We start from the raw sequence: 4682 nt of genomic DNA, 5'->3' as shown, positions 1-4682 counted from the left end.
TTGGCCACCAACACGTACTTGTCGATGTGCGAGACCGTGCCTTGATACTTTTCAACCTTGCTTAGCACGGCCCAGTCCTTGTGAGCGCGAAACGCATCCCACGCCTTGCCCCGAGCTTCTTCGTTTGGATAGACCGTCAAGTAAGTCAAGCTGGGTGTGTTCGGGCCAACGACACATTGGCCGATAAACAAGGGCTGAATCCCACTGTCGAGAAAAATGGGCACTTCGCCAGAATTAAACATATCAACCTTCAGATCGCCGAGCCGCTCATTGGGGCTCTCGTACAATCGCAGTTCGTACACGCGATCGTCGTTAGCCAGCGTACCCTCGGGAACTTTGGCGTTCGGCATACAATCCATCGCCGAAAGCAGCTCTGACGTAATCCGCTGGTACGGCGCGTTCTTGGGTTCGCGATCCAGGTAGCTCTTGGCATCGGCGAGATATTGCTGATCCTTTGCCAATGCGGTGCGAGTTGCGAGAATTTGATCGGCGTTAGCATAGGGAATCACGACCACGATTCGCTCGCTGCCAGTTTCATCGTTTTCCGAATTGGTGAAAACGCCCACCGGTGTGATGCCATGTCGATTCAGTGCCGGGACCAACGCGTCCTGCAAATAAGCGTCAATCGCTTTGGCATCCCCTTTTTCGCCAAGCAGATACGAGCGAACTTCGTACAGTTCGCGATCGGGCTGGGCGGCTTCAGTGGTCGATGTGATCAACGTCATTGCAGCAAGCATCACAAAGGAGTTCAAAATCAGATTTTTCATCAATCATCCTGGTGGGGTGTTGAGGGGGGGGAATTGGAATTCCGGTCCGAGGCGGATTCGGCTCAGCGGGCACGCGACGGTTTTCGCGAGCTACGACCGAATGGGGCTGCCCGATTTCATCATCGCGTTGGCCTGTCATCATAATCGCGTCGGAATGGCGAGATCTACAGGCAAGCGAGTTGAATCTGGGTTTCTTTCGTCTCCCCGACTTCTTTTCGAAATTTTTGCAAATTCTTGCACGGATCTCGGTGTGTCAGGTCACTAACTAATACAGAGGATTTGATTTCCCACTTCCTCATTCGAACTGCCCCATCTGAACTTGCCCCTCACCCCCTCAAGGACTGCTGATTTAGTACGACACCATCAAGTTAGCCGTTTGGGCGCTAGCCCCGGTTAGATGCTGGTGGAACCTGTGGCTAGCGCCGAAACGAGGGCGCTGTGAAGAATTTAGAGACGGCAAATGACGGCATTTGCGTTGCGTAGCTACGCTCGCCAGAGCGTGAAGGGTTGCCGGCCAATACGAATCACCACCTTCTGGCGAAGGTAGCTACGAGAAAATGCTTCACAGCGTTGGCCAAAACGGCTAACTAAATCATCAGACTTCCTCATCCGGGATCGGCTTTGCCAAGTTCGGTACAACTCAATCAAGACGACAATCATGCGACTCACCCTTCGCACCCTGCTGGCCTATCTCGACAACACCTTGGACCCCAGCGACGCAGAATCGCTGCGTGTGAAAGTCGCCGAGAGCGGTTTTGCGGGGCAATTGGTCCAGCGGATTCGCGCAAATCTGGCGAAAACCAATCTCTCGGCGCCCGCGCCCGACGCGGTGGGCCCGGTCGAAGAAGCCAACGTGATTAGCGAATACCTCGACAGCACGTTGTCGGCCGAACAGATCTCGGAAATCGAACGCGCGTGTTTGGAATCGGACCAACAGCTCGCCGAAGCGGCGGCATGTCATCAAATCCTGACCATGGTGTTGGGCAAGACGGCCGAGGTGTCTCCGGAACTGCGGCAGCGGATTTACTCGTTGCCTGATCGGGATATCGCAGATCTGGCCACAGCGGGCAGTTTTTCATCGGTAGCGCTGCCCGATGCCGATCCAACGCAGATCAGTCCTCAGCCGGTTTCCGATATCGAGGTGCCCGCCGGAAGTGAGCAATCGGAACTCGATGCGTTGCATGATGCGGCAACCCAGTCCAACACGGCACATCCCGGCGGTGTGGTTCAGCCGGTCGGCCCCGGCGATTCGGGAGTCTCGGATGCTCCGACACGGATTCGCCAATCGGATGCATTGGAGGTTCGTCGACGCGACGCGATGATGAATAGTGGTCGCCCGCGATCGGCACTCGAGGCGGCTCAGATGTACGGCGGGTCGATACGAACCAGCCGGATTGCGCCGTGGTTGGTATCGTTGGCACTCGCTGCCGTGTTGTTGTTTGCACTGGTTCGTATCTTTGAACCGCTCGTGAACCGATCGACGGTGGCCGAGGCGGATTCGGGACCCGCTTGGTCCGACGTCGAGACAGACGATTTTGCCTCGCCGGGGGGACCGAGCTCGGAACCAACCCAAGAGATCGAAGTGTCGGCCAGCGACGCGCCCGCGATGGTCCCGGTGGGGACTCCGGGACGAGAGATGGCTCCGGCTACCGAGACGGGCGACGGTAGTCCAGCCGTCGAGAATCTTCCCACTCCGGCACCGCTTCCTGCACCCGTAGGAACCCCAGACGTAGGAACCCCACAGGCAGGATCCTCTGATACGGTGACTTCGGTCACGCCAGGTCCCGAGAAGGATCCGATGGCTCCTCCGATACCAGCGGTCGCAAGTACCGATTTGCCGCCGGGGGGAACCAGTGAAGCGATGCCATCACCCGCGAGCGAACCCAAATCAGAGAGCGAGAGTGCCGCGATTCCGGCACCTACCGGCATTCCTGCTCCCCCTGCTCCCCGCAGCGACGTGGACACTCCGGCGGTAACCGAAGTGCCCGCGCCAGCCGGCCCCGCAGCTGTTCCGGCCGCGGGCGATCCCAAAGCCGAGATGACGGCGACCGCTGACGACGCGGGAGCTCCTCCCACAATCAAAGAAATCGTGGATCCCAAAGCGGCTGCGGACACGGCGAAGCTTCCCAAAGTTGCAGTTGCCAAAGTGACAAGCGATTCCGCACTCGTTTTTGCGATCGGCGACGACGCAACCCCGGTTCAAATCAGCAAGGATGCGGTCATTGGTACCGAACAGACCATCGTTTGTGCGCCAACCTATCGCGTTCGTCTAGACACGGTCGATGATATGGCGGTGACATTGGTCGGCCCATCAAAGATTCGCTGGACCAGAGGGGGTGAAGAGAAACCTGTGTTGAATGTGGATTATGGTCGCATCATGCTCGAGGCTCTCAAACCCGGTGCGTCCATCGATGTGATCATCGACAACAAGTCACTGACGTTGAATTTTCCCGATATCGAATCACTTGTTGCCATGACGATGGCTCATTTCCGCGCTCCCGGTTTTGATCCGCTGAAGAAAGAAAACCACATCAATACGGTGGGAGTGTTTGTCGCTCAAGGCAAAGTCGGGCTGTCCGAAAGCGGGAACCAGATTGATCTGGCAACCGGTCAACGCTGGGTGCGACGCGGTGACGAACCGGGCGTTGCGTCCGAATCGAAGACGCCACTCGCGTGGATCACCCCACCCGATCCGAACGATCAATCGCTCGAGTCGTCGGCGCGTGAAGCCCTGTTGGGGTTGATGATCCCCGATCAACCGGTCGAGATCTCACTTCGCGAAGCCACCATGTTCCGCCGTAGCGAAGCGGGGGCGTTAGCGGCGCGGACCTTGTTGTCTCTGGGACGGCCCGACGTCTTTTTCGGAGGCGACGGAATGCTCAGCCAAGCGGACCAGCGTTCGTATTGGAGTGACCATTACACCGCCCTGCAAAATGCGATTGACCGCGATGTCGAAACCGCAGTACGCGTCAAAGATGCGATCGATCGGATGGACCAAGGCAACGCCAGAACCTTGTTTCAGCTGCTGGTTGGGTTTTCGCAAAAACAACTTCAAGAGGGAGGCGACGAAATGCTTGTCCGCAGTCTCGATTCACCGTCGATGTCGGTCCGAGCACTCGCCTTGGAAAATTTGCGTAAGATCACCGGCGTGACACTCAGTTTCCGGCCCGAACAAGACAATGCAGCACGACGTGGCCAAGCGATCAAGAAATGGGAAGCTCGCCAACGCAAAGAAGACATTCGCTGGGCAACCCCATAGAAGCGGCGGCGCCGCGAGTCATGGCGAACGGTGTGGGCAAGCTGTTGACGCCATTCGCGTTTTGATCGCGGTGCGATCAACGACAATTATCGGAGCGAGTCGGTGGCGACCGAACCAGCCAAAACGTGGGATGCGACTACGTCGACGATCCGGGTTTTCGACTCCGGCTCGCTTTGCCGTACTTCAAATGCGACGATGTTTCCGTCATAGCCTGAATCACGGCATGCGGCACAGCCACTTGGACACGATACCATCGTGTCGATGTCCACTCCGAAGTGCTCCGCTTCCTCGGGATGAATCGGCCGCGACTGGCAACATTTGCGACACAAACGATTTAGTTTGTGATGCGAAACGATGGCGGACAAAACCTTGTCCAATTCGCCCTCTTCCAAACCGAGCTGTTTTAGTCGGACCGGCGTCATTGACGGATCTGCACTTTCGATCGTTGCAATCACCAATCGTCCCATCGCCGCTTCGTGCATGGCAGCTCGAGCGACGTCACGGTTGTCGAGTTTGTCGATCGCAATCACATCGGGCGATTGTCTGGCCAACGATTCCATCGCAGCGACTTTGTCCATTTCTGCATGCTTGCAGAGCGAAAGTTGATTGATCCCTTCGCAGGGCATCGACATTGAATCTTCTAATGCGCAAATCAG

The 4682-nt window shown here is 57.0% G+C and carries 3 protein-coding genes; 1 reads left to right on the top strand and 2 read right to left on the bottom strand.

Annotated elements, in window-relative coordinates; translation table 11 throughout:
* Positions 1–767 (bottom strand): NIPSNAP family protein (locus ABX962_RS30710; RefSeq protein WP_372725293.1); only part of this gene is annotated, 767 nt, incomplete at its 3' end.
* Positions 768–1425: 658 nt separating this feature from the next.
* Between ABX962_RS30710 and ABX962_RS30705 the strand changes: the two genes are divergently transcribed.
* Positions 1426–4026, top strand: a complete 2601-nt coding sequence (locus ABX962_RS30705; RefSeq protein ID WP_372725291.1) for a hypothetical protein — start codon at positions 1426–1428, stop codon at positions 4024–4026.
* Between the two features lie 86 nt (positions 4027–4112).
* Here ABX962_RS30705 and ABX962_RS30700 read toward each other — a convergent pair.
* On the bottom strand, positions 4113–4682 hold a 570-nt coding region (locus ABX962_RS30700; protein ID WP_372725289.1), incomplete at its 5' end, for an ATPase, T2SS/T4P/T4SS family.

The organism is Novipirellula sp. (genome assembly GCF_041583735.1).
GTDB lineage: Bacteria > Planctomycetota > Planctomycetia > Pirellulales > Pirellulaceae > Novipirellula.
The sequence above is the reverse complement of the archived record's forward strand: the minus strand, read 5'-3'. Positions and strand labels throughout refer to the sequence as shown.

Coding starts and splice junctions, on each gene's coding strand:
- ABX962_RS30705 (WP_372725291.1), top strand. CDS start 1,426: ATGCGACTCACCCTTCGCACCCTGCTGGCCTATCTCGACAACACCTTG.